Source organism: Flammeovirga sp. AWQ4_249 (assembly GCF_056161045.1).
In genome coordinates, this window is record NZ_JBSWYJ010000009.1 from 17,149 (window position 1) to 38,273 (window position 21,125).

A 21,125-nucleotide genomic window follows, 5' to 3' on the forward strand; every position below is an offset into this window, starting at 1 on the left:
ATCAAGTTTGCAGTGGTTTTGATTGAAAGTACCTCGCGTTTGGCGGGTTGGAGCAAGCGATAAATTACTCGATGTACTTTCAAGTTTTAGTGTCGCTGATTTATGGCTTGCATTGGGTCGGGAAGTGAACTATAATGGCGAGCTAATAAGCGTTTTAATGCTTTTTAGCGGATCATTATAGTTCGCTATTTTAAGCTACTCGTTTCGAAACTTTCCTCCTTCTCCCAATATTGACTACTGCTTCATCGTTTTTTGAAAAATTACTTCAATGCTCCTACTCATCAAAATAACTAGCAAACGGCTACTCCTACCAAAACACGAGCAACGAATGTACCCCACGACGAACGGAATGGAGATGCAGGCGTTAGCCAAATTGAATGAAGTGAAGTAATGTGGGGTGCGTGAGGAGGGAGTAATTTACAACGATCATTTTCAGTGATCAAGAAAATAGCACATGATAATATAATTAGTCATGGTAGGTTTATAAATTATCTTGAATATGGGTGATATACGAACCAAAGGCAAAAGAATTTTTAATACTTAAAATAAAAAATACTGCGTACCATCTATATTTTATAGTATTTATAAGTATTAATATATTATAGTACGTATCTATATGAAAATCAGATGGCTATGTTTATCTATATTTAAAGTAAATCAACTTATCGATAAAATGTTTTCAACAATCGATAAAGTATCTCATCATACCGATAAAGTATTTTCAACAGGTAAGATATATCAACTTATCGATAAAGAATCCCTTCACATATTAACTTATTAGATAAGATATCCCATCATTTCAATAAAATGTTACTAACATAGATAAAGTATCCCCGAATATTTCTGCTAATCGATAAAAAATCCCCGAATATTTCTACTAATCGATAAAGTATCCCATTATATCGATAAAAAATTTCAAGTTATCAATAAAAAATCCCCGAATATTTCAGCTAATCGATAAAGTATCCCATCATATCGATAAAGCATCTCCTTATCAATAAAAAATGCCCGAATATTTCGGCTAATCGATAAAGTATCCCATTATATCGATAAAAAATTTCAAGTTATCAATAAAAAATGCCTGAATATTTCGGCTAATCGATAAAGTATCCCATCATATCAATAAAAAATCTCCTTATCGATAAAAAATGCCTGAATATTTCAGCTAATCGATAAAGCATCTCCTTATCAATAAAAAATGCCCGAATATTTCGGCTAATCTGTAATGAATTAACAAAAGAAGAGTCAATGGTTCTTAAACGTTCTAAATAAATTTTAAACTAAAAAGCACTAATATAAAACTATTAGTGCTCCAAATTTCTTCCTAACAAGCCTCTCTCAAAGGCCCGTTAACCATTTCTTCCCATTCCTTGATCCATTGATCAGCGAGTCGCAAAGCGTAATCCTTGTGCAACTGGGAACCGTAAGACAGTTCCTTTTCTTCCATGATACAATGAAACAATAGAATTCTTTTTGTAGATTTGTCCATAACAATTATTGTTATTGAGGGAGCTTGTGCTTGGCGGTGCGGTTCCCTCTTTTATTTATATAGTGCTACCGACCTTCGGTAGTTATTTCTTTAATCTATGACTTTGCTTGCTCTCTAGCTTCGCTAAGTCTTCTTTCAAGGCTTTTTAGTTTTGTAAATTTATCCCAAGCAGAATATGCTTTTTCTCTAAAATCATCAACAGGATCAACTTCATTATCATCGCTTTTTCTACTTCTAATCATTTTAATTGATTTGTCGTAGAAATACTCTAATCGAGAAACATACACATCATCTTTTAAGAAGCCTGGAGTATTCATTATTGCTAATGCCTCTTCGACATCTTTCATATAGTCTTTGGAGATTCTATAATCCTTGATAGACTCCTTGATAAATGATGATAGTATAAATTGAGCTGATTCAAGAAAAGGAACTGATAATTGACATAAAGCTTTTATTTCTTTTCGGATATCAGCCATATCCAATTTCCCTTGAAGAGATGAAGATTGTAATAATACTTCTTTATTCTGTTTTGCTCTTTTAGTTATCTCTTGGTAAACACTATGGATTGACCTTTCACCTGAGCGAACCTGATCTTTTAAAAACTCTGGAGCTTCTCTAATAATCTTTAGTGCCTTTGCTGTATTACGTCTTGAAGTATTGGCTGTATCTGCTATACTTTGGGTATGATCTATCTTTTTTGCACTTGCATTTTCGTCCTCATTTCGAAAGTGCAAATTTGCACTTTCGTTTTTTGAAGCATTTTGCACTCGCTTCTCAATTCCTAATTTTGCATTAAAACTCAGTAATTTCTCTGATAATTCGATACGCTCAAAATCCTTTAGGTTTCTTCTTCCTAACTGATTTTTCAGCATCCATACTTTTACCTCGTCTAATGAATCAAGTGTTGTGATATATTTTACAGGAACAGTAGGGGAGTTCTCAGATGCTCTGTAACGGTGGTGACCATCAATCAATAGATTGTTATGTCCTTCGACATTCACCAATAATAAAGGCTCACGAATTCCTTCTGTTTCTATAGACTCACGAAATAACTCCGCTTCTTCATCATCTTGCTTACGAATATAAGATTCAAGCTCTGAAAGTACGACAACTTCATTTCTATTGATATAATTATTACTATCTAAAGTCGCTTCATTTTGCGAAGCTCTTTCCATAGCATTTATTTTATTCTTCTGCTTTTTTCTGCCTTTGAGTAAATTTAAATCAGCCATAATTTCAATTAATGGGTTTCAATAAAATTAGCTAGTAAGATGAGTTACCTTATCCAATGTTTCCATGAACTTATTAAACTCCTTTTGGATTGCAGGATTACCAAACTCTGATGACAAGTCATCTGTTCTGCTATATTCCACAGAGTTACTAATGACCGCTTCTAAAACTACTAATCCTTCAAACTCTATATCTTTCAGTATTTTCAATTCATTGGCTCTCTTGTTGACCATTGTTGCTACTGCAACGGCTGTTGTCGGTAACTTCCCTTGCTCTTGTCGGTGAGCATTTGTTTCCACGATCAACTCTTCAATGAATTCCGTTCCTGAAATTGACATACGTGTCAATTGGAAAGGAACGATCAAGATATTTGATAACTCAATGATCGCCGATAGGAATGTAAATGACTCAAATGAACCTGCAGTATCAATAATGATGTAATCATATTCATCCATGTAATTGACTAACTGTGTACGAATCGACGATTCTTTACTTACAAATTTCTTTGTATGGTCAAAAGTCGCAAGGTCCACGATGCTATCGTCAGAATATACATTTGTCAATGATTCCTGGATATCCGTATCAAACACCAAAATATTTTTTCCTGTTGTTTGCTTTAAATGCTTTGAAATATGGATAGCCATCGTTGTTTTACCACTACCACCCTTTGTATTGGCTACAGTAATAATCTTACAACGTCTTTTCATCAATGTTTCAATGCCTACACCCAATACCTTAGAAATCTTCGACAAATCTGTCATTCCCAAATCAGTAGTTCCTTGTTCAATTCTTTGATAAGTCGCTAATGATATATCCGACTGGCTCGCAATATCTTTTTGCGATAACCCTTTCTCTTTTCTGTAGTATTTGATGTTGTCTATTAAAGTGCTCATAAACCGATTTTATAACTCAAATATGATTTACAAACGCAATATAGCATTAAAAAAAGTGGATAAACAAATCAATATTGAGTTTATTTTCAAAAAAATCGGCGGAATTTCCCTTTTTTATTAAAAAAAGCACTTAAATTCACATTAAGAAATCAATTTTGATGTCTTGAAATAAAAAATAAGAGAAGTATAAATTCTATATAACTCATATATGATTTTAATTAAAGAATAAAATGAAAGAAGATTTTATAATAATTAAAAGAATTAAAAATATTAGGAGTTTTAGAAATACGTACGTAACTAATTGATTTAAAGTATTTTATAATACAAAATTACATTTTAAATGTGTACTAAACAACGAAACTTAATGTATTAACTGACGAAAACGAATGTATAGTTCAACGAAAATAGATGTATAGAGTAACGTTTCGTGTGCTAATCGACGTTTAATGTGTACCAATCAACGAAAAATAGAGCGATTATTAGCTAAAATGAATGTATAGAATAATGTATTGTGCGCTACCCGACGCTTAATGTGTACTAAACAACGAAGAGAAGTGTATAAAACAACGTAAAAGAATAAAGAATGAATCGTTCAGTGTGCTAACTGACGTTTAATGTGTACCAACCGACGTAAATGTGTATAAAACAACGAAGAAATATAGCCAATTACTTGTATTATGAGTGTTGATTTCGTTAGTTCGTACACATTAAGGTCATAAATTAAGGCAAACATGGAAGCACAAGATATTGTAAAGAAGCATAGTAAACTTATTCTCTATAACGAGACTGAAGGTTTATCTGCCGTAGAGCAGAAGCTATTTATCTATTGTATTGCCAAAGCTGTTAGAGCCAACGATATAGATTCCTTTCATAGTATCTCAATGCGAGAGTATACAGGAAAAAAGAATCCTAGTATTCATGACTATCGTAAAGCCAAAAAAGCACTGTTTGCCTTACAGCAAATGAAACCACTCTATATTGAACTAGATGGTAAATTTAAGTCTATTGTGATCTTTCCAACTCTTCAAGGAGATGCCAGAAGCATTGATTCTGCAGAGGATATAGATAAAATAGAACTGTCTTATAAGCTCAATGAAGAGCTAAAACCTTTAATTGTAGACCTCCAGGAAGCCTATACAGAATATCTTTATTCTACGGTCAGTAAGCTAAAATCATCCTTTGCCATTCGTTTGTATGAGATTCTATTACAACAAGCAAAGTTCAATCGACCTTACACTACCACAGTAGAAAACCTGAAAATAAAGTTTGGTATTCAAGATGTTAAAACCTACAAAGTATATTCTCAATTCAAAAGAGCTGTTATTGAAAAATTAAGTTAGGAAAACCAAAAGGTACTATCCCAAAAAGTAAATTTGATGAACATAAAGAGCAAATAATTCAATGGCTAAAAGATGGTGTCTCAATTCGAAGAATAAGTAAAAATTTAGGGTGTAATAGTCATATCGGATTAAACAATTATATACGCTCAAGAAAAATTAAAGAGCTACTCAATTAATTTTAAGAATATTGAAATAGTATAATAAATAGAAACGTTTTTTAAACGACTAAAAAGAGGCAATTTATTAGCTTAGACGATATTGATCCCTTTGTGTAGAAACACCCAATTTTACACTCCCATCATTTGAAAGGTTGTCGTTATTGGTTTTATGAAAAAGAAACAATCACTTATTGAATTTAGAGAAGATTTAGTACATTCAAAAGACAAGGCTTATTCATTTTTTCAAAAAGAAATTTTATGAACAAGCCCTGTATAACTATATATTCGAAGTAATAATCTGACTTTTCCTACTCAAAGAAAATAGAATCCAGTTTCTAAATTTCATTTTTCTTAAGATCACCAAATGTTCCTGGCATTTTTGATAGATATTTTGTCAGTTCTAGGCGCAGCTCTGCAAGTTTATCTGCATATTGTGGATCATTGGCCAAGTTAACTTGTTCATCTGGGTCGGAAGATAAGTCATATAACTGATCTAAATCAAAAAAACCCGGTCTTTTACCATATGAAGCATGTTCTGCTCCACCCCCACCAGGATAAAGCTCTAAGTGACCATAAGGAAGTGTTGGATCTAAATTAATTGCCTTACCTCCAAAAGAACGTCTTAATTCGTTGTAATCATCTAGCATTGCTACTCTTTCTTGAGGTGAGGCATTGACAGCATATTCAGGGTAATTCAGTTTCAAATATTTAAAATTACCTTTCACTACAGCTCTTGCAAAACCCAATTCATGATACATTAATTCTCTTTCTTTGTAAGGCTCTCCATCCAAAGCTGCTTTGAAACTCTTTCCATCACAAACTTCATCAGGTGTACTGTAACCTGCAAAGTCTAATAGCGTTGGTAGGAAATCAATGTTTGATACTTTCACATCGCTTGTATTACCACACTTAAAACCTGAACTACGCCAAATGATACTTTGAGAATGAATACCTCCTTCATAAAGTGTCCCTTTATTGTTTTGTCCATGATCATTGAAGAAAATAATAATAGTATTATCAATCTTTCCTGTTTCTTCCAACTTCGCTAATAAGGCTCCAAGAGCATCATCCATCCAAAGAAGGTTTGTCCTTTTGTCACCTTCTAGCCCTGCTTCTTTGATTCTATTTTTGATAGATGCTCTACTTGGTAATACATCAAGTGGTTCATCTAAAATACCTTTGGCTGTAATTCTTGGATCTGCATCATAAGAGTTTTCTGAATTAAGCGGTGAATGCGGTATCGTCGTTGCTAGATATAAGAATGTTGGCTCATCTTTATATTTCTCTAAAAACCTTAATCCACCTTCAGTAATCCAGTCCATGTTTTGAGAGCCCAATGCTTCTATACCCAACCAACTTGGATTATCATGATATAAATTGTCTGCAAAGTCAAAGCCACAGTTTTTTATATCTTCTTGAAGGGAAGCATGTCTTTGCTCAAGTTGTGCTTTTACTTTAGGGTCCGTTGGGTCTGCATAAAGATCTGGCTTTGTATCTTGACTTACTTGTGAAAGACTCTCTACCACATGGTTTTTACCTACAAATCCTGTAGTGTAGCCTAACTCCTGAAAGTAAGTTCCCATGGTTTTCTCTACACCTGGAGTAATGTATGAGTTGAATTGAATCGAAGTCTGTCCTTCGTATTTTTCAGTATCTTCTAGAAACTCTTTGTTTACTGCTCTACTTGCATAGTTTCCTGTAAGGCTATTGTATCTACTTGGAGTACAAACAGGTGAAGCCACCTTTTGATTAGTCATAAATACTCCTTCATGGGCCAATCTGTCTAAGTTAGGCGTTAGGTTTTTACCTTTCCCTTCAGGGCGAGTATTGAACATATCAGGATACATATCATCTGCAATAAAGAAAATGATGTTTGGCTTATCCTTTTTTAACTCTACTTTAGCTATTTTCTGTGAACAAGAAAACATTGCTAGTACCAATACTAGAAACGATAATTGTCTGTTTATTAATTTCATTTTTTTCTTCTTTTTGAAGTTGAAATTTTCATAATAAACACTGCCAATAGCGTAATTCTAAAAGCAGTGTTTTACTATATATTATTGGTAAGATGTTGTTAATTGTTGCTCTTCAATAACCTCTTCTTCAGCTATTCCAAGTTCAACTATAACATTATAAGTTCCTTCCGGCATTACTGGTATAAAGTTTCTTTTTAAACGTTTACCATCTAAAGTAATGCTCTTCACACCATTCGTTACACCATTAGGATTCTTTATTTCAATATTGAAAGTGGCTCCTCTGAATTTACGGTTGACCTTATATCCTTTCCAATCAGCTGGAACACAAGGATCAATAAGAAGTCCTCTATAATCTGGACGAATACCAAGGATATATTGACTGATTGTATAGAAATTCCAAGAAGCCGTACCTGTTAGCCAAGAGTTTTTAGCCTCACCTGGCTTGTAGGCATCTTTACCTGCAATCATCTGAGCATATACATAAGGTTCTGTTTTATGTAAATCGCTAATATCTTCTAAGTAAGCTGGGCATATCTGTTTGAAATATTCCCAAGCCTGTTCACCTCTACCAATCTTTGTTTCTCCAATCACAATCCATGGGTTATTATGACAGAAGATACCTGCATTTTCTTTGTAACCTTTAGGGTACGTTGAAATCTCTCCATACTCAATCACATACTTTGTAAAAGCAGGATTATTTAATACAATACCATAAGGTGTATTCAATCTTTCATTAACGGCATCCAATGCTTTCTCACACATTCCTTCTTCCTTTCCGATTTCTGCCATAGTACACCAACCTTGAGATTCAATGAAAATCTTTCCTTCTTCGTTTTCATTACTTCCTACTTTGTTACCATGGAAATCATAAGCTCTCAAGAACCATTCACCATCCCAACCTTTAGACTTCACAGCCTCAATCATTTTATCCACTTCTTTTTGTGCTCGGATAGCTTCATCAATCTTTCCTATCTCTTTACACAACTCGATATAATCTTTTCCATAGACTACAAATAAGCCCGCAATCATTAATGATTCTGCTTTGGAGCCTTCCGTATTATTTTCTGTAGTTTGGAATGATTCGTTCGGGTTTGTAGAGAAGCAATTCAAGTTCAAGCAATCATTCCAATCAGCTCTACCAATTAAAGGAAGACCATTTGGACCTAAGTTATTGACAACATGATTAAATGAAATAGTCAGGTGATCAAATAGAGAACCCACTATGTTAACATTGTTATCAAAAGGTACCATTTCATCCAAAATAGAGAAATCTCCACTTTCTTTAATGTAACTCACTGTTCCTAAAATCAACCACATCGGATCATCGTTAAAACCTCCACCAATTGCATCATTTCCTCGTTTTGTCAATGGTTGGTATTGGTGATAACAACCTCCATCAGGGAATTGAGTGGAAGCAATATCGATGATTCTCTCTCTAGCTCTTTCTGGTACTTGATGCACAAACCCAATCAAATCTTGATTCGAATCTCTGAAGCCCATTCCTCTACCGATTCCTACTTCAAAGAATGAAGCGGATCTAGACATATTGAAAGTTACCATACATTGGTATTGGTTCCAGATATTGACCATTCTATTGAGTTTGTCATCCGAGCTTTCCAATTGGTAAATCCCCAATAACTCTTCCCAATACGTAGCTAAATCAGCAAGGGCTGTCTCTACCTTTTCTACTGTATCAAATTTTGAAATAAGGTCTTTTGCTCTTGTTTTATTGATCACACCTTTGCTTTCCCATTTTTCATCTTCTGGGTTTTCTATATATCCTAAAAGGAAAATATAGTCTTTGCTTTCACCTGGTTTTAATTCCACTTCTATATAATGCGATGCTATCGGTGACCATCCATGTGCTTCAGAATTTCTTGGAGTACCTTCCAAAACAGCTTGAGGACCCGAAGTTTCATTATACAAACCAACAAAAGACTCTCTATCAGTATCATAACCGTCTACAGGAGTATTCACATGATAAAAGGCATAGTGATTACGTCTTTCTTTATATTCTGTTTTATGATAAATCGTAGATCCATCAATTTCCACTTCTCCTGTCGAAAGGTTTCTTTGAAGGTTATTCTGATCATCTTCTGCATTCCATAAGCACCATTCGTTATAAGAGAATAGCTTTATTTTTTTCTGTGATGTTCCATTGTTTGTTAGTTTCACTTTCTGAACTTCACCCCAAGTTTTCAAAGGAACAAAAAAGAGTGTTTCTGCCTCAATATCATTTTTAGAACCGGTAATTTTTGTATAGCTCATACCATGACGGCACTCATAACTATCCAATTCAGTTCTTACAGGTTTCCATCCAGGAGACCAGATTGTATCTTCATCTTTGATATAAAAATATCTTCCTCCATTATCCATAGGTACAGTATTATATCTGTATCTATTCAGTCTTCTAAACTTTGCATCTTTGTAAAAACTATATCCACCTGCACTGTTAGAAACTAATGAAAAGAAATCTTCATTACCTAAATAGTTAATCCAAGGCCATGGAGTTTGAGGATTAGTAATTACATATTCTTTTTTCGCGTCATCAAAAAATCCGTATTTCATCTTATTATTTTTTTCAGTATTAATTCCTTTTTCAAGAACAAAACATCGAAGCATTTCACTACTGTGAAACACTCCAACGTTTTGTATTACACACACATATCAATTTCACTTTCTACCAATTCTTCTTCCCTTCTTTTATTGAGTTCGATCGTCACCTCATCTAATTTCTTTTGATCTAGTGGATATAGATACATCACTCCAGCTGCAAGTACAGAGACTATTGCTGGTATCCAACTCATTAGCATCACTATACCTGGCAAAGCACCTTGAATGGCTAATGTATTTTGTCCATCATAGTGGAAAATAGAAAGAACAACTCCTATAATTGCTCCAGCGATACCTCCTCCAAACTTTGTAGCAAATGAACCTGCAGAATATATCAAACCTGTTGCTCGTCTGCCATTTTTAAATTCAGAATAGTCTGCAGCATCTCCTAACATGGTAAAAAATAAGGTAGGGAAAATAGCTGCTCCAAACTCAGATACAATACCGATAGTAAAAATTGCCAATGTATCATCTGGTTTACAGAACATAAACAAGGCATTCACTGCTCCTGAAAAAATCAAAGCATAAATAAAGAGCATTTTCTTCCCTAAACGATTCGCTAATGGTGTGGTAATCATTGCACCTCCAATAGACGCAATCATAAGCCCTACCATAAATGATGCTGCCATCAACTGGTCATGTACGTAGTGTGTAAAATAGATCACTACTATTCCTTGTTTGATAGAATTATAAACATTAAATAATAATCCAATCACCAACAGTACTAACCAAGGTCTATTGTAAATCAAATCCTTCAGGTCTTTCATCAAATTACTTTCCTGTGATTTAGATGGTTGAATGCGTTCTTTAGTGGAATAAAAAGTAATCAGCATAAACAAAGATAAAAACACTGACATAATATAAATGGCATTTCCATACCCTTTCTTTTGATCGATCAAACTAATGTCTTTTGCCGTTAAACCTTCTTCACCATCTACTACAAAAGAATATTTCTGATGAGCCAACATGCTAAAACTTTTTGCATGAGTTGCTGTGTTATCCTGAACTTCCTTTGTTATATCAAACCAAGTAAATTGGGCAATACCATTCTCTGTTTTAATGTTTGCATTTTCAACATCATTGGGAGAGCTTACAGTTACTTGATACTTCTTACTTTCGATCTTTTCTACATTAATCTGAGGATTGATATTACCAAAATAAGCGACGAGAAACAATAATGCCCCTTGTACTATCATACCGCCTGCAAAAGCCCCTACCATTCTGAATGAACCAATACTTGTCCTTTCTTTATCATCTCCTGTCATTACAGCCATCAATGCTCCGTAAGGTACATTGTTTGCCGTATAAATCAGTGTAAATAAAATATAGGTAGTATATGCATAAACTATTTTTCCGTTTTCACTAAGACTTGGACCAGTGAATAAAAGTGAGAGAATCACGCCTAACGGAATGGCTGTCCAAAGAATCCAAGGTCTGAACTTTCCAAATTTAGATTTTGTACGATCTCCAATTATACCCATCAAGACATCACTTACTCCGTCACTAGACCTTGCTACTAACATCAATATACCTACGGCAGCTGGTGCTAAACCAAAAACATCTGTATAAAAAATAAATAAGAATGTTGCGACTCCACGCCATGCAATGTTCGCTGCTCCGTCACCTAATGCATACCCTATCTTTTCTACTAGTCTAACCTTACCTACCATTATTAATTCAGAATTTGTTTAATGTATTAGATTCCATTTTATAGAGAAATATAGAACGAATTTGTCTACAAAAACTATTATTTATTCTCTGATTAAGCGATAATTAGACTGTTATTTTATTACAATATTTCAATAAAGAATTTTTTTTAAACTACATCTATCAGTGTTATATATACATCATTTAAGATCTTTTTTATGAGATCCGCTTTATCAAAAAAATATTTTCTGATAGTGGAAAAACAATCCACAAATATTACCGATAGTACAATAATTATATTCAATTTTTCATATAAAAAAGACACAATAATGAATTAACTATTGCGTCTTTTACTAATGCTATTAGCAATCATATATATATTTATAGTATAGTAAAATTTGAATATTGTTATTCATCTAACTTTATCATATAAAGATCATTTCTTTTTTACTTTTATGGAGTAGTTTTCTCTTTTAGAGTAAATATTAAGTACATATACACCTGGTGGAAGAGATGGACAATGAATCGTATTGCCATCTAAAAAGCCTTCTTGGACCACCATACCCAATAAGTTTACAAATCGGTATCGGTAATCTGAGGCTGGGTTGAGTGATGAGATGTGTACATAGTGATTTACTGGATTGGGATAGACATATAATTTACTGCTAATATTGCTTGTTTCACCAACATTTAGAGGAGGTGTTTCTTCAACATTTTGAGGAGATTGATACCACAAAAGATTATAGTATGGACTTACCTCGGTTCCAGAATCTGTTAGCCAAAATTCTGTAATGTCATTAACCGGATAATCCCTACCTCTAATATAACTTCCATGTTTAGACTTACGAGTCATATTACGCAACAGAATGTCACTAGAATTGCTAATATTAATTATTGTTCGGTCTCCTTCTTTATCCATATAATAATTTCCATTACCGCCACATATTTCAATATTATCGGAATCAACGATATGAAGTAATTCTGTAGGGCCCTCATACTTAAAACCAAACACGCTTAGGTTAGATACATCTTCTACCAATACCTTTGGCGAAAAGGCATGATGTTCTATACTCATTTGATAGAGCGTAAGCGGATTAGTAGTGTTTTTAATGCGAAAATGGTTATAAGTAGATATATTCGGAAGGGCATTCCAGCCGTCTCCAGTAGAGAGATGGTCTGTTGAAATATGATAAACCTTACCACCAGCATTCATTGAAAAATCAAAATAAGTAGATCCCTCTCTTGAATTTACGCTTTTCCAATCCTCATTTTCAGGCCAACCATAGCGAGTTTTTTGCTCGGTTATGATGTCTCTTACCACCGTCTCACCACTTTGAACACGCAGATAACACATGCGCAGATACCCCATAATTGAGAAATCGCTTAAAATCACCTCCCCGTTGGCATCGTCTACTGTTGTTATGATGGCTCCATTATCGTTGGACCATGGATTGTTCGCGTAGATGGTTGAGATATTCTTAGCCGTCCCAATGAGTTTTGTTCCTTTTTTTACCAAAATAGGGGCGTCTATCCCAAAATTTCCACGGGGAATTAAAACCGTTTTTCCAAAATTAGCACTTGTAGGATTGGTTACATCATCGACGGCACTCTGTATCGCAACCCCATCATCATCATCTGGATTTTGGTTGGCTGTTGTTGCGCCATAGGTGGTAATATCTACTATGTTTGGATTCTTAAAGTCTGGTATTTCTCCGTAGGAATGCTTCGTATAAATAGATGCATCAGGTGCTTCATCCGTAATGATTCCTGTAGAATCGTAACTATTTGTTCTGTCATTCAAAGATTGTCCATCTATCACTACTGACGATTTATCGAGGATAGATGTATAATAATGCTGACTGATTTTTTTCCATTGATTTTCATCCCCCTGAACATAAGAAATAGGAGGCGGATTAGTAAGGTCGTCATTATCCCCAAGTAATACGCCATTTTCTATGAGTGTGTTTGCTTTTATATATACATTCACCATACTCACATCTTGTCTTCCATTTCTAATTGCAACGCCATTTGCACGAGACACTTCAATACTACCATCGGTAAGGCATAGATCTGCAAGAGCATGGTCAAGAACAGTATTTTCCCCTATTACAGTCTCATTAGCCCAATCATTATCTAGATAAATTCCATTATAGCTTGTAGAAAGTGCTTGCGTACTGCTAATTTTAAAACCGACTATTACTAATGGGCCTTGCGTATTTGTGAGTTTAATACCATAGTCTTTTTGTTCTTCCAGCACCAATCCAATCAGCGTGGGACATGAGCGGTTTTGATCTTGATAAATTCCTATGTTTCCGCCTATAATGTGCACATTCACAGTACCACCACCAGAACCCGGTAAATCTTTTATTCCTACATCGAATGCGTCCCCGTATATTTTAACATCCTCAATCACACAATGTTGGGCTCCTGCCATGGTAAGGGCGGTTGCATCAGGGTTGTTACCCATGTCAATATCGATATTCCGAAAAGTAGCTGTATAATGTCTGGATTCTTCAGTTCCTCCTTGTCCGTTATTATATTGGAAACGTATTAGGGCATCATCATAATTATTATTACCTCCCAATCCACTTCCATCAACCAATCGAATAATTGGTTTAGTGCCATTGGCATCCCCAATAAATTGGTGGCCATATCGGCGACTTTCAACAGTTGTAATCAATCTAAGTTGTTGTGATACTAAAAATATTTTATTAGCAGGAAGGTGTACTGCAAAGTTATTATTGTAGGCATCATCTATAGCATCTTGTATCGTCTGGGTGTCGTCTGCAACGCCATCGCCTGCCGCATTGTAGGGTGGAAGCATTACATCAATAATTCCCTTTTGTGCCTCGTTAGGGTTCGTATCTACATACGTTTTCAAACGTGCAGGAAATGCTGAATACGGAACCGTTGTCGGGCCGTGCTCAAGGGTTTGTGCATTTGCCAATTGAATAGTTATACCTAAAAAAAAGATGCAGCTTATTGTTATTGTTAATTGAATTATGGAATTCATCATATTCTTATTTTTCAATATAAAAAACTCTCTATTAATACTTTACGTCCTTTATTCTATAATTTTCGCTTTGTGAGAAAATATTCAAAACATAAACGCCTGATTGAAGAGACGAAAAATTAATTTTATTACTACCAAAGAACCCTTGATGCACCAACACTCCAGGTAAGTTTATTTCAACATTAGTATTCAGGTGTTTAATCCAATTTAATCATATAAAGATCATTCTTTCCTTCTTCAGTATAATTGGCCATATTACTTCTAAAGAAAACTCTTGTACCTGCATGATTTATCCAAGCCTCAGGTTGATCATTAAAAATATGTTTAAAATTACTATCAGATGGTCTTGCTCTATGATGTACTAATCTTCTAGTGACAGTATTATCATCTAATCCTAGTAATACAATCTCACCAGAACATACTCCCCATCCTTCTTCTCCAGGAGAGTAACCATTACTTTCAATTGCAACTACAGCCATTCTATTTCCTGATCCACCAACAGCTGAAAACATCTGCTCTCCATATTGAGTTAAAGGTAAAACTTCTTCCATTACCTTTCCGTCGGATACCCTAACTGATACAATACTATTTTTATTACTCACATTATTTGCTGCTAGCCAAGACTCTGGCTGATCTTTATGACCTCTTTTACCTAAGAAATAATCTACCCCATTAATTTGATACAAATCACTGTGACATGAGTTAGGGAAAAATGCTGTTTCATTCTGCCAATCTTTATCCCATCTTACATGTTTTTGAGGAGAAATATCTCTAAGATCACCTATTATATATTTACCACTTGGACTTATCGTCAAATAATCTACTCCATAATCTGAAAGGTCTTTTTCTGGACCCTTCTCTTTAGTTTTAATATTAAAGGCAAAATAAATATCCTCAAATGAGAGCATTATCCACTCTTTGTTATCATCAAAGTCGTTTCCATCGCCACCTGCTAACCATCCCCAACCACTTTCTTGTCCTAACGTTTTTTCAAAAGTATATAAAACAGTCTCTTCTTTTGTCAATACATTAATTTCACGTAGCTCATTCCCTACAGGAAACATCAAATGATCTTCTCTAGACCATCGAAAAACATGTCCCCTTTTATTGCTAGCATTAAAATCCTCAATAAAAGCTCCAGTAACTCCATCAAACAAACGCATTTTTCTATCATCCTCTCTTCCTACCATCACTACAAAATATTTATCATCAGGACTAAACATGGCTCGTTCTCCATTTGAGCCTGTAATACTTTGGTCATCAGTCAATCTTATGATTTCTGTACAGAATACTGGGTCATGAAATGATTGACCTGCAGCAGGTGGTACGAATGTATCATAATCAGGAGCTTCTAATATATCTTTTGATAACCCTAAATTATCACAAACAATAAGTTCAGGCTCTTCCGTTTCTTCCTCTATGTTTGGAGGTGTTGGTGTTATAAAAGGTTCAAGCGAGTTTTCTTTACAAGAACATACAAAAGCTATAAAAAATATAAACCAAAATAACTTCAATTTATTCATTATAATTAAAATAATTAATTCTAGATAACTTACATTTCATCGTAACCAGTGTTTATAAAAAAATGTCAGATTAACAGTAGGAGAAGGCAGGTGCTATTTTGTCTACAAATGTTCAGAAATATTGATTATTTATTTTGTAAAAAAGAAAATAAGGCTTCATTATTCATCATGAAACCTTACTTTTTAAGTTGCCTATATTATTTTAATTATTGAATACCATCTACTTTCGCTGCTTCAATTCTTTGATCTAATAATACTCTCATCTCATCCAACACCTCTTTATATTCTGGATAAGCAGCTACATTTTGATTTTCTTCTGGATCTGTTTTATAATCAAAAAGCATTTCTTCTTTCGTTTTAAATCTTGTGTAGGCATATCTGTCTGTAATGACAGTTTCTGCTGCATGATACCTTGTATAAACACTGTTTTTAATTATATCAGTCTTCTTTTCTAACAGTGGAACAAAACTTTTACCATGCAACTGATTTGTTGGAGCAGGCACATTTGCCATTTCACATAATGTTGGAAATACATCTATTGATTCAAAAAGTGCATCTGTTGTTCGCGCATCTCTAACTTCAGGTAATCGAATCATAAAAGGAATTCTTACCCCTCCATCTAATGTTTTATGCTTACCGAATAATTCATGCTCACCGTTCATATGACCATGATCTCCCCAAAGTACAACGATAGTATTCTTATCAAGATCTAATGCTTCCAATTCTTCTAATAAGTAGCCTACCAATTGATCAATATAACTTGTACACGCATAGTAGCCATGACGAACTAAGCGATGGTGTTTTTCACTATTTCTTTTTACCTTTTTGCCTAAGTCAAATTTCCAAGTATTATCATCTACAATGTTATATGCTTTGTATTTATTGAACCCATCTTTTGGAAAGTAACGGTTCGTAGCAATTTGAATTTCATCTCTTTCATACATATCCCAATATTTTTTGGGTGCATACAAGGGTAAATGAGGCTTCTTAAAACCACAAGCTAAAAAGAAAGGATCACCACTTTTCTTTAATTTACGTAAGTCTTCAATACTTCTTTTTAAGGTTTGTCCATCCTCGTAAGCGAAGTCATCAACATCAGCTTGCTCGGCTAATTTTAATTGTTTTCCCTTATAGGTTTCTGGGAGTAATGCCCCTTTTGCCTTTTTTGATTCCGGAGTCTCTGCTACTCTCCAAGGTTTCTTAGACCACGACTCTTTATATTTATCCATTTTAGTATGGAATACCTTACCATTACTAATCGTAGTATAGCCATTTTCTTTAAAAATTTGAGGTAGTGTTTTAGCATTCGGTGCATCTACATCTACTGTCGCCTTTGCATTCTTGAACCTCGCTTGTGTAGGAGACATACCACTTAATAAACTAGCTCTTGAAGCACCACAAGTTGGTACGCTTGCATAAGCTCTAGTAAACATCACACTCTCTGATGCTAACTTATCAATATTAGGAGATATTACTTGTGTATGCCCATAACACCCTAATGCAGGTTTTAAATCATCGATCATGATAAACAATACATTGGGTTTGTCTTTTGATTGTGCCATAGATACAGAGTTTGTACCAATTATTAATGCCAACACAAGTAATATATTGCCCAGATTACCTAATCTATTCATTACTAAATTCATACTAAAATTAATCTTAAATTATATACTGTTTTACATAGAAGAGTTTAGGATGAATGATGTGTCTACAACTTATCATCTAATGTTTAAATTTTTTCTCTGAAACCAATCACTCCCCTACTTTACGTATATATTTCAACTACAGTAGTCATTAAAAAAAGAGAAATATCCATTTATTTTGAATATGGATATTTCTCTTAAAATGATATTCTCCACTCCTTTTTTAAGGGAATCTAATCGTTTTTTTAGCCCTCAATATCGATAATACAATTACTTGTAACGTTACTTTATATACATTTATTTATCCAACATGATCATATAAAGATCATGTTTACCTTCCTCGCTGTAATTTGCCATGTTACTTCTAAAAAAGACTCTAGTTCCAGCATGGTTTATCCAAGCTTCAGGCTGATCTTCAAAATTATGTTTAGTACCATTGGTTGGTCTTGCTCTATGATGTACCAATCTTCGTGTTGGTGTACTACCATCTAAACCAAGTAATACGATTTCACCATTATATCGTCCCCACCCTGTATCTTTAGGATTATATCCATTACTTTCAATAGCAACAACTGCCATTCTATTTCCTGATCCACCAACAGCAGAAAACATCTGTTCTCCATATTGCGTTTGTGTCAGAATTTCATTTGCAGACCCATCTGATAGTTTTACAGAAACAATACTATTAGTATTTTCTACATCATTTGCTTTTAACCAATTATAGTAGTCTCCACTTAATCCTCTTTTGCCTAAGAAATAATCTTCACCATCAATCGCATAAAGGTCACTATGGCAAGAATTTGGGAAAAATTGATATTCATCTGACCAGTCTCTATTCCATCTTACAAAACTTTGGGGATTTGCATCTCTCATATTTGCTACGATGTACTTACCACTTGGGCTAATTGTTAGATAATCGAACCCTGATCTATTCATGTTTTTTTCAGGACCTTTTTCCTTGGTTTTGATATTAAAAGCAAAAAATATATCTCCATGATTAAGAACTATCCATTCCTTGTTATCATCTAAATCATTTGCATCTCCACCACCAAGGTTTCTGTTATTTGGACCAGATCCTAAATCACGCTCAAAAGTATGTAAAACTGTCACTGCTTTTGTTTGGACATTGAATTCTAAAAGTTCTTTTCCTTCATGGTACAATAAATGATCTACTCTAGACCATCTCAATCTTTGTCCTTTATCTCCTCCTATCGGAAGGTCTTCTATTATATCTCCTGACAAACCATCAAATAATCGTACTCCACCCTTCACCTGTACTACAAAATACTTATCATCTGGACTAAACATTGCTCGTTCACCATTAAATCCTTGAATGCTTTGATCGGCTGTCAGCCTTTTTACTTCAGTACAGAATACAGGATCATTAAATGTTTCACCCACTGCAGGAAGTTCAAAGCTATCATATTCTGGAGCTTCGATTTTTTGTTCGGATTTCCATGCGTTTTCACAGTTCAGTTCTTCTTCACTTTCAAGAAGGATATCTACTTCATCACCCTTACATGATATTAGGAAAGACCATAAAAGAATCAAGATGCATTTATTCCAATAAATCTGTTTCATGATTATCAAGTTTTTTAAAAAAAATAGCAAACTACTCTTTTGAAAATTGTATTTTTTACTAACTCATTTAGAAAATGATATTGAATAAAAAAACGAAACCAGAGAATAAATTTATTTTACTTTTCAAGTGATAATTCCTCTCTGGTTCATTTATACATAGTCACACATAACACTATTATATCTGATAGTATCGCTGCTTATAAGTAGTTCTATTATTTAAGAGTGTATTAGTGTTGTTTTGTCTACACAATGAAGTTGATAATTATATTAAATATTACTCCTCTTTAATTAACGTTTGATCAACTTCACTACATGTCTTCTCTCTGCTGTTGTGAGTTGTAAATAATATACTCCCTGTGATAATGATGCAACATTTAATACCTTATCAGAATCTGTTATTCCAGCTCTCAAAACATTTCCATGAATACTCATTAGGCTGTAATTTACAGGTCCATTAATCCCTTTTAATGTAATCTTATCTTTAAATGGGTTAGGATATACAAGAACAAGTGATCCATCATTTATTCGAGTAGATAGTACCTCATCCTTAGGGTTTGAACTTGTATCGGATGGATGTGTGATTTTATCAAACTCTTCTTTCTGGTATAACTCTAAAGAGGCTTTCAAGACATTAGTGATACTGTCATTTTCAGGAAGGTCTGCAATATTGATGTTTTCTTTTGGGTCGTTTATTAAATCATACATCATATACGATAAATGATCTCCTTTCCAATCAGTATATTCTGTAAATATATATTGGTCAGTTGTTAACGTTTCTCCTCTAATATATCTCGAATACGCTCCATTTTTATGGCGAATTGTTGGATCACTTAGCACTGATGTAAAACTTTTACCTTGCAAATGATCAGGTTGATCTACTCCAACTAAATCACATATTGTAGGATAAATATCTATCAATTCAGTGATAGCTTCTGTTTTTACACCTTGTTTTTTTCCTGGAGCCTTAATGATCAAAGGAGTATTTAACGTCGTATTATAAGTGCAATGTTTCCCCCAGAAGCCATGTTCTCCAAGGTGAAATCCATGATCACTAACTACCACTACTACTGTATTTTCTTCCAGTTGTAAACGTTCTAACTCATCAAACAGATCTCCAATGAGTTTATCTGCATAGGTTACACAAGCAAAATAACCATGTTTTAAAGTTTTTGCTAATTCATCATCCACTTGCCCCTCTTCAGGAATACCTTTATAAGGTCTTAATTCTGTTGAATAAAACACATCTGGATTAGAAGGGCTTTTATAAATGCCGTTAATAGGTGCATTTACAGGAGTCCAAGGATTGTCTGCCAATTGTATAGAAGCCCTATCGTACATATCCCAATACTTTTTGGGAGCATTGAATGGTAGGTGCGGTTTTTTTAATCCTACAGCCAAGAAAAACGGTGCATCATCCTCTGCTAATTCCTTTAAAACATCGATTGCCTCTTTCACTACTAATCCATCAGTATATTCATAATCACCTACATCAGCCATTTCATAAGCAGGACCATGTTTTTCACCCTTCGAGAGTAATTCATGTGCCTCAGTCGTCAGATAATCCAAACCTTTACTATTTTTAGATTTTGGACGAGTTGGTGCACTACTCCACGCCTCCAATTCATCATTCATACTGTGATAAATCTTACCAATTGATCTTGTCGTAAACCCATTTGATTTCAACCACATCCCCAATCCGGGAACATCTGGGGCATCAACATCATGGCTTGATTGGTAATTCAAGAAACGATCCTTTGTGGGATAAAGTCCTGTCAGCATACTTACTCTTGATGCTCCACAAGTTGGCACTTGACAATATGCCCGATTGAAAACTACCGCTTCATCACCTAGTTTATCCATAGTAGGTGTTATCATTTCCTCATTACCATACACACCTGCTTGTAATCTAAAATCATCTATCATGACAAATAGTACATTTTTAATTGTAGGCGTATCTTTGTCTTGTGCAGAAAGAGAAAGTGATATAAAAAAGCCAATGATAAAAGAAAACCACTTCAT

General features: G+C 34.3%; 12 protein-coding genes. 1 reads left to right on the forward strand and 11 read right to left on the reverse strand.

The features are described 5' to 3' along the window. Positions 1-290 precede the first annotated feature (290 nt). The 3 genes from ACXAHM_RS09190 to ACXAHM_RS09200 all read right to left on the reverse strand — a co-directional run bounded on the left by ACXAHM_RS09190 (position 291) and on the right by ACXAHM_RS09200 (position 3,612). Complete coding sequence (locus ACXAHM_RS09190) at positions 291-443, reverse strand: hypothetical protein (RefSeq protein WP_474960135.1); 153 nt, start codon at positions 441-443, stop codon at positions 291-293. A gap of 1,141 nt (positions 444-1,584) precedes the next feature. Continuing rightward, positions 1,585-2,721 carry a ParB/Srx family N-terminal domain-containing protein gene (locus tag ACXAHM_RS09195; protein ID WP_474960136.1) on the reverse strand — a complete coding sequence of 379 codons (1,137 nt, stop codon included), beginning with the start codon at positions 2,719-2,721 and terminating at the stop codon, positions 1,585-1,587. Between the two features lie 27 nt (positions 2,722-2,748). Further along, complete coding sequence (locus tag ACXAHM_RS09200) at positions 2,749-3,612, reverse strand: AAA family ATPase (RefSeq protein WP_474960137.1); 864 nt, start codon at positions 3,610-3,612, stop codon at positions 2,749-2,751. Between the two features lie 731 nt (positions 3,613-4,343). Between ACXAHM_RS09200 and ACXAHM_RS09205 the strand changes: the two genes are divergently transcribed. Then, positions 4,344-4,952, forward strand: coding sequence for a replication initiation protein (locus tag ACXAHM_RS09205; protein ID WP_474960138.1), 609 nt, complete (start codon positions 4,344-4,346; stop codon positions 4,950-4,952). 493 nt (positions 4,953-5,445) lie between these two features. On the opposite strand, the gene ACXAHM_RS09210 is transcribed toward ACXAHM_RS09205, so the two are convergent. The 8 genes from ACXAHM_RS09210 to ACXAHM_RS09245 form a co-directional block, all read right to left on the reverse strand. Next, entirely contained in the window at positions 5,446-7,086 is a 1,641-nt protein-coding gene (locus tag ACXAHM_RS09210; RefSeq protein ID WP_474960139.1) for a sulfatase family protein, read from the reverse strand. Positions 7,087-7,167: 81 nt separating this feature from the next. Next, positions 7,168-9,654, reverse strand: a complete 2,487-nt coding sequence (locus ACXAHM_RS09215) for a glycoside hydrolase family 94 protein (RefSeq protein WP_474960140.1) — start codon at positions 9,652-9,654, stop codon at positions 7,168-7,170. A gap of 86 nt (positions 9,655-9,740) precedes the next feature. Continuing rightward, on the reverse strand, positions 9,741-11,369 hold the full coding sequence (locus ACXAHM_RS09220) for an MFS transporter (protein ID WP_474960141.1): 1,629 nt from the start codon (positions 11,367-11,369) through the stop codon (positions 9,741-9,743). A gap of 413 nt (positions 11,370-11,782) precedes the next feature. Then, complete coding sequence (locus tag ACXAHM_RS09225; RefSeq protein WP_474960142.1) at positions 11,783-14,377, reverse strand: T9SS type A sorting domain-containing protein; 2,595 nt, start codon at positions 14,375-14,377, stop codon at positions 11,783-11,785. A 179-nt stretch (positions 14,378-14,556) separates the two neighbouring features. Then, positions 14,557-15,882, reverse strand: a complete 1,326-nt coding sequence (locus ACXAHM_RS09230) for a hypothetical protein (protein ID WP_474960143.1) — start codon at positions 15,880-15,882, stop codon at positions 14,557-14,559. 206 nt (positions 15,883-16,088) lie between these two features. Then, positions 16,089-17,444: a sulfatase gene (locus tag ACXAHM_RS09235; RefSeq protein WP_474960144.1), complete on the reverse strand. Its 1,356-nt coding sequence runs from the start codon at positions 17,442-17,444 to the stop codon at positions 16,089-16,091. Positions 17,445-17,822: 378 nt separating this feature from the next. Beyond that, positions 17,823-19,106 carry a hypothetical protein gene (locus ACXAHM_RS09240; protein WP_474960145.1) on the reverse strand — a complete coding sequence of 428 codons (1,284 nt, stop codon included), beginning with the start codon at positions 19,104-19,106 and terminating at the stop codon, positions 17,823-17,825. A gap of 288 nt (positions 19,107-19,394) precedes the next feature. Continuing rightward, a complete protein-coding gene (locus ACXAHM_RS09245; RefSeq protein ID WP_474960146.1) occupies positions 19,395-21,125 on the reverse strand; it encodes a sulfatase-like hydrolase/transferase in 1,731 nt (576 codons plus the stop codon).

Bases quoted from the DNA above. Each gene is read 5' to 3' on its own strand.
- ACXAHM_RS09245 (WP_474960146.1), bottom strand. From the start codon at position 21,125: ATGAAGTGGTTTTCTTTTATCATTGGCTTTTTTATATCACTTTCTCTT.
- ACXAHM_RS09220 (WP_474960141.1), bottom strand. From the start codon at position 11,369: ATGGTAGGTAAGGTTAGACTAGTAGAAAAGATAGGGTATGCATTAGGT.
- ACXAHM_RS09215 (WP_474960140.1), bottom strand. From the start codon at position 9,654: ATGAAATACGGATTTTTTGATGACGCGAAAAAAGAATATGTAATTACT.
- ACXAHM_RS09200 (WP_474960137.1), bottom strand. From the start codon at position 3,612: ATGAGCACTTTAATAGACAACATCAAATACTACAGAAAAGAGAAAGGG.
- ACXAHM_RS09205 (WP_474960138.1), top strand. From the start codon at position 4,344: ATGGAAGCACAAGATATTGTAAAGAAGCATAGTAAACTTATTCTCTAT.
- ACXAHM_RS09230 (WP_474960143.1), bottom strand. From the start codon at position 15,882: ATGAATAAATTGAAGTTATTTTGGTTTATATTTTTTATAGCTTTTGTA.
- ACXAHM_RS09240 (WP_474960145.1), bottom strand. From the start codon at position 19,106: ATGAAACAGATTTATTGGAATAAATGCATCTTGATTCTTTTATGGTCT.
- ACXAHM_RS09210 (WP_474960139.1), bottom strand. From the start codon at position 7,086: ATGAAATTAATAAACAGACAATTATCGTTTCTAGTATTGGTACTAGCA.
- ACXAHM_RS09235 (WP_474960144.1), bottom strand. From the start codon at position 17,444: ATGGCACAATCAAAAGACAAACCCAATGTATTGTTTATCATGATCGAT.
- ACXAHM_RS09195 (WP_474960136.1), bottom strand. From the start codon at position 2,721: ATGGCTGATTTAAATTTACTCAAAGGCAGAAAAAAGCAGAAGAATAAA.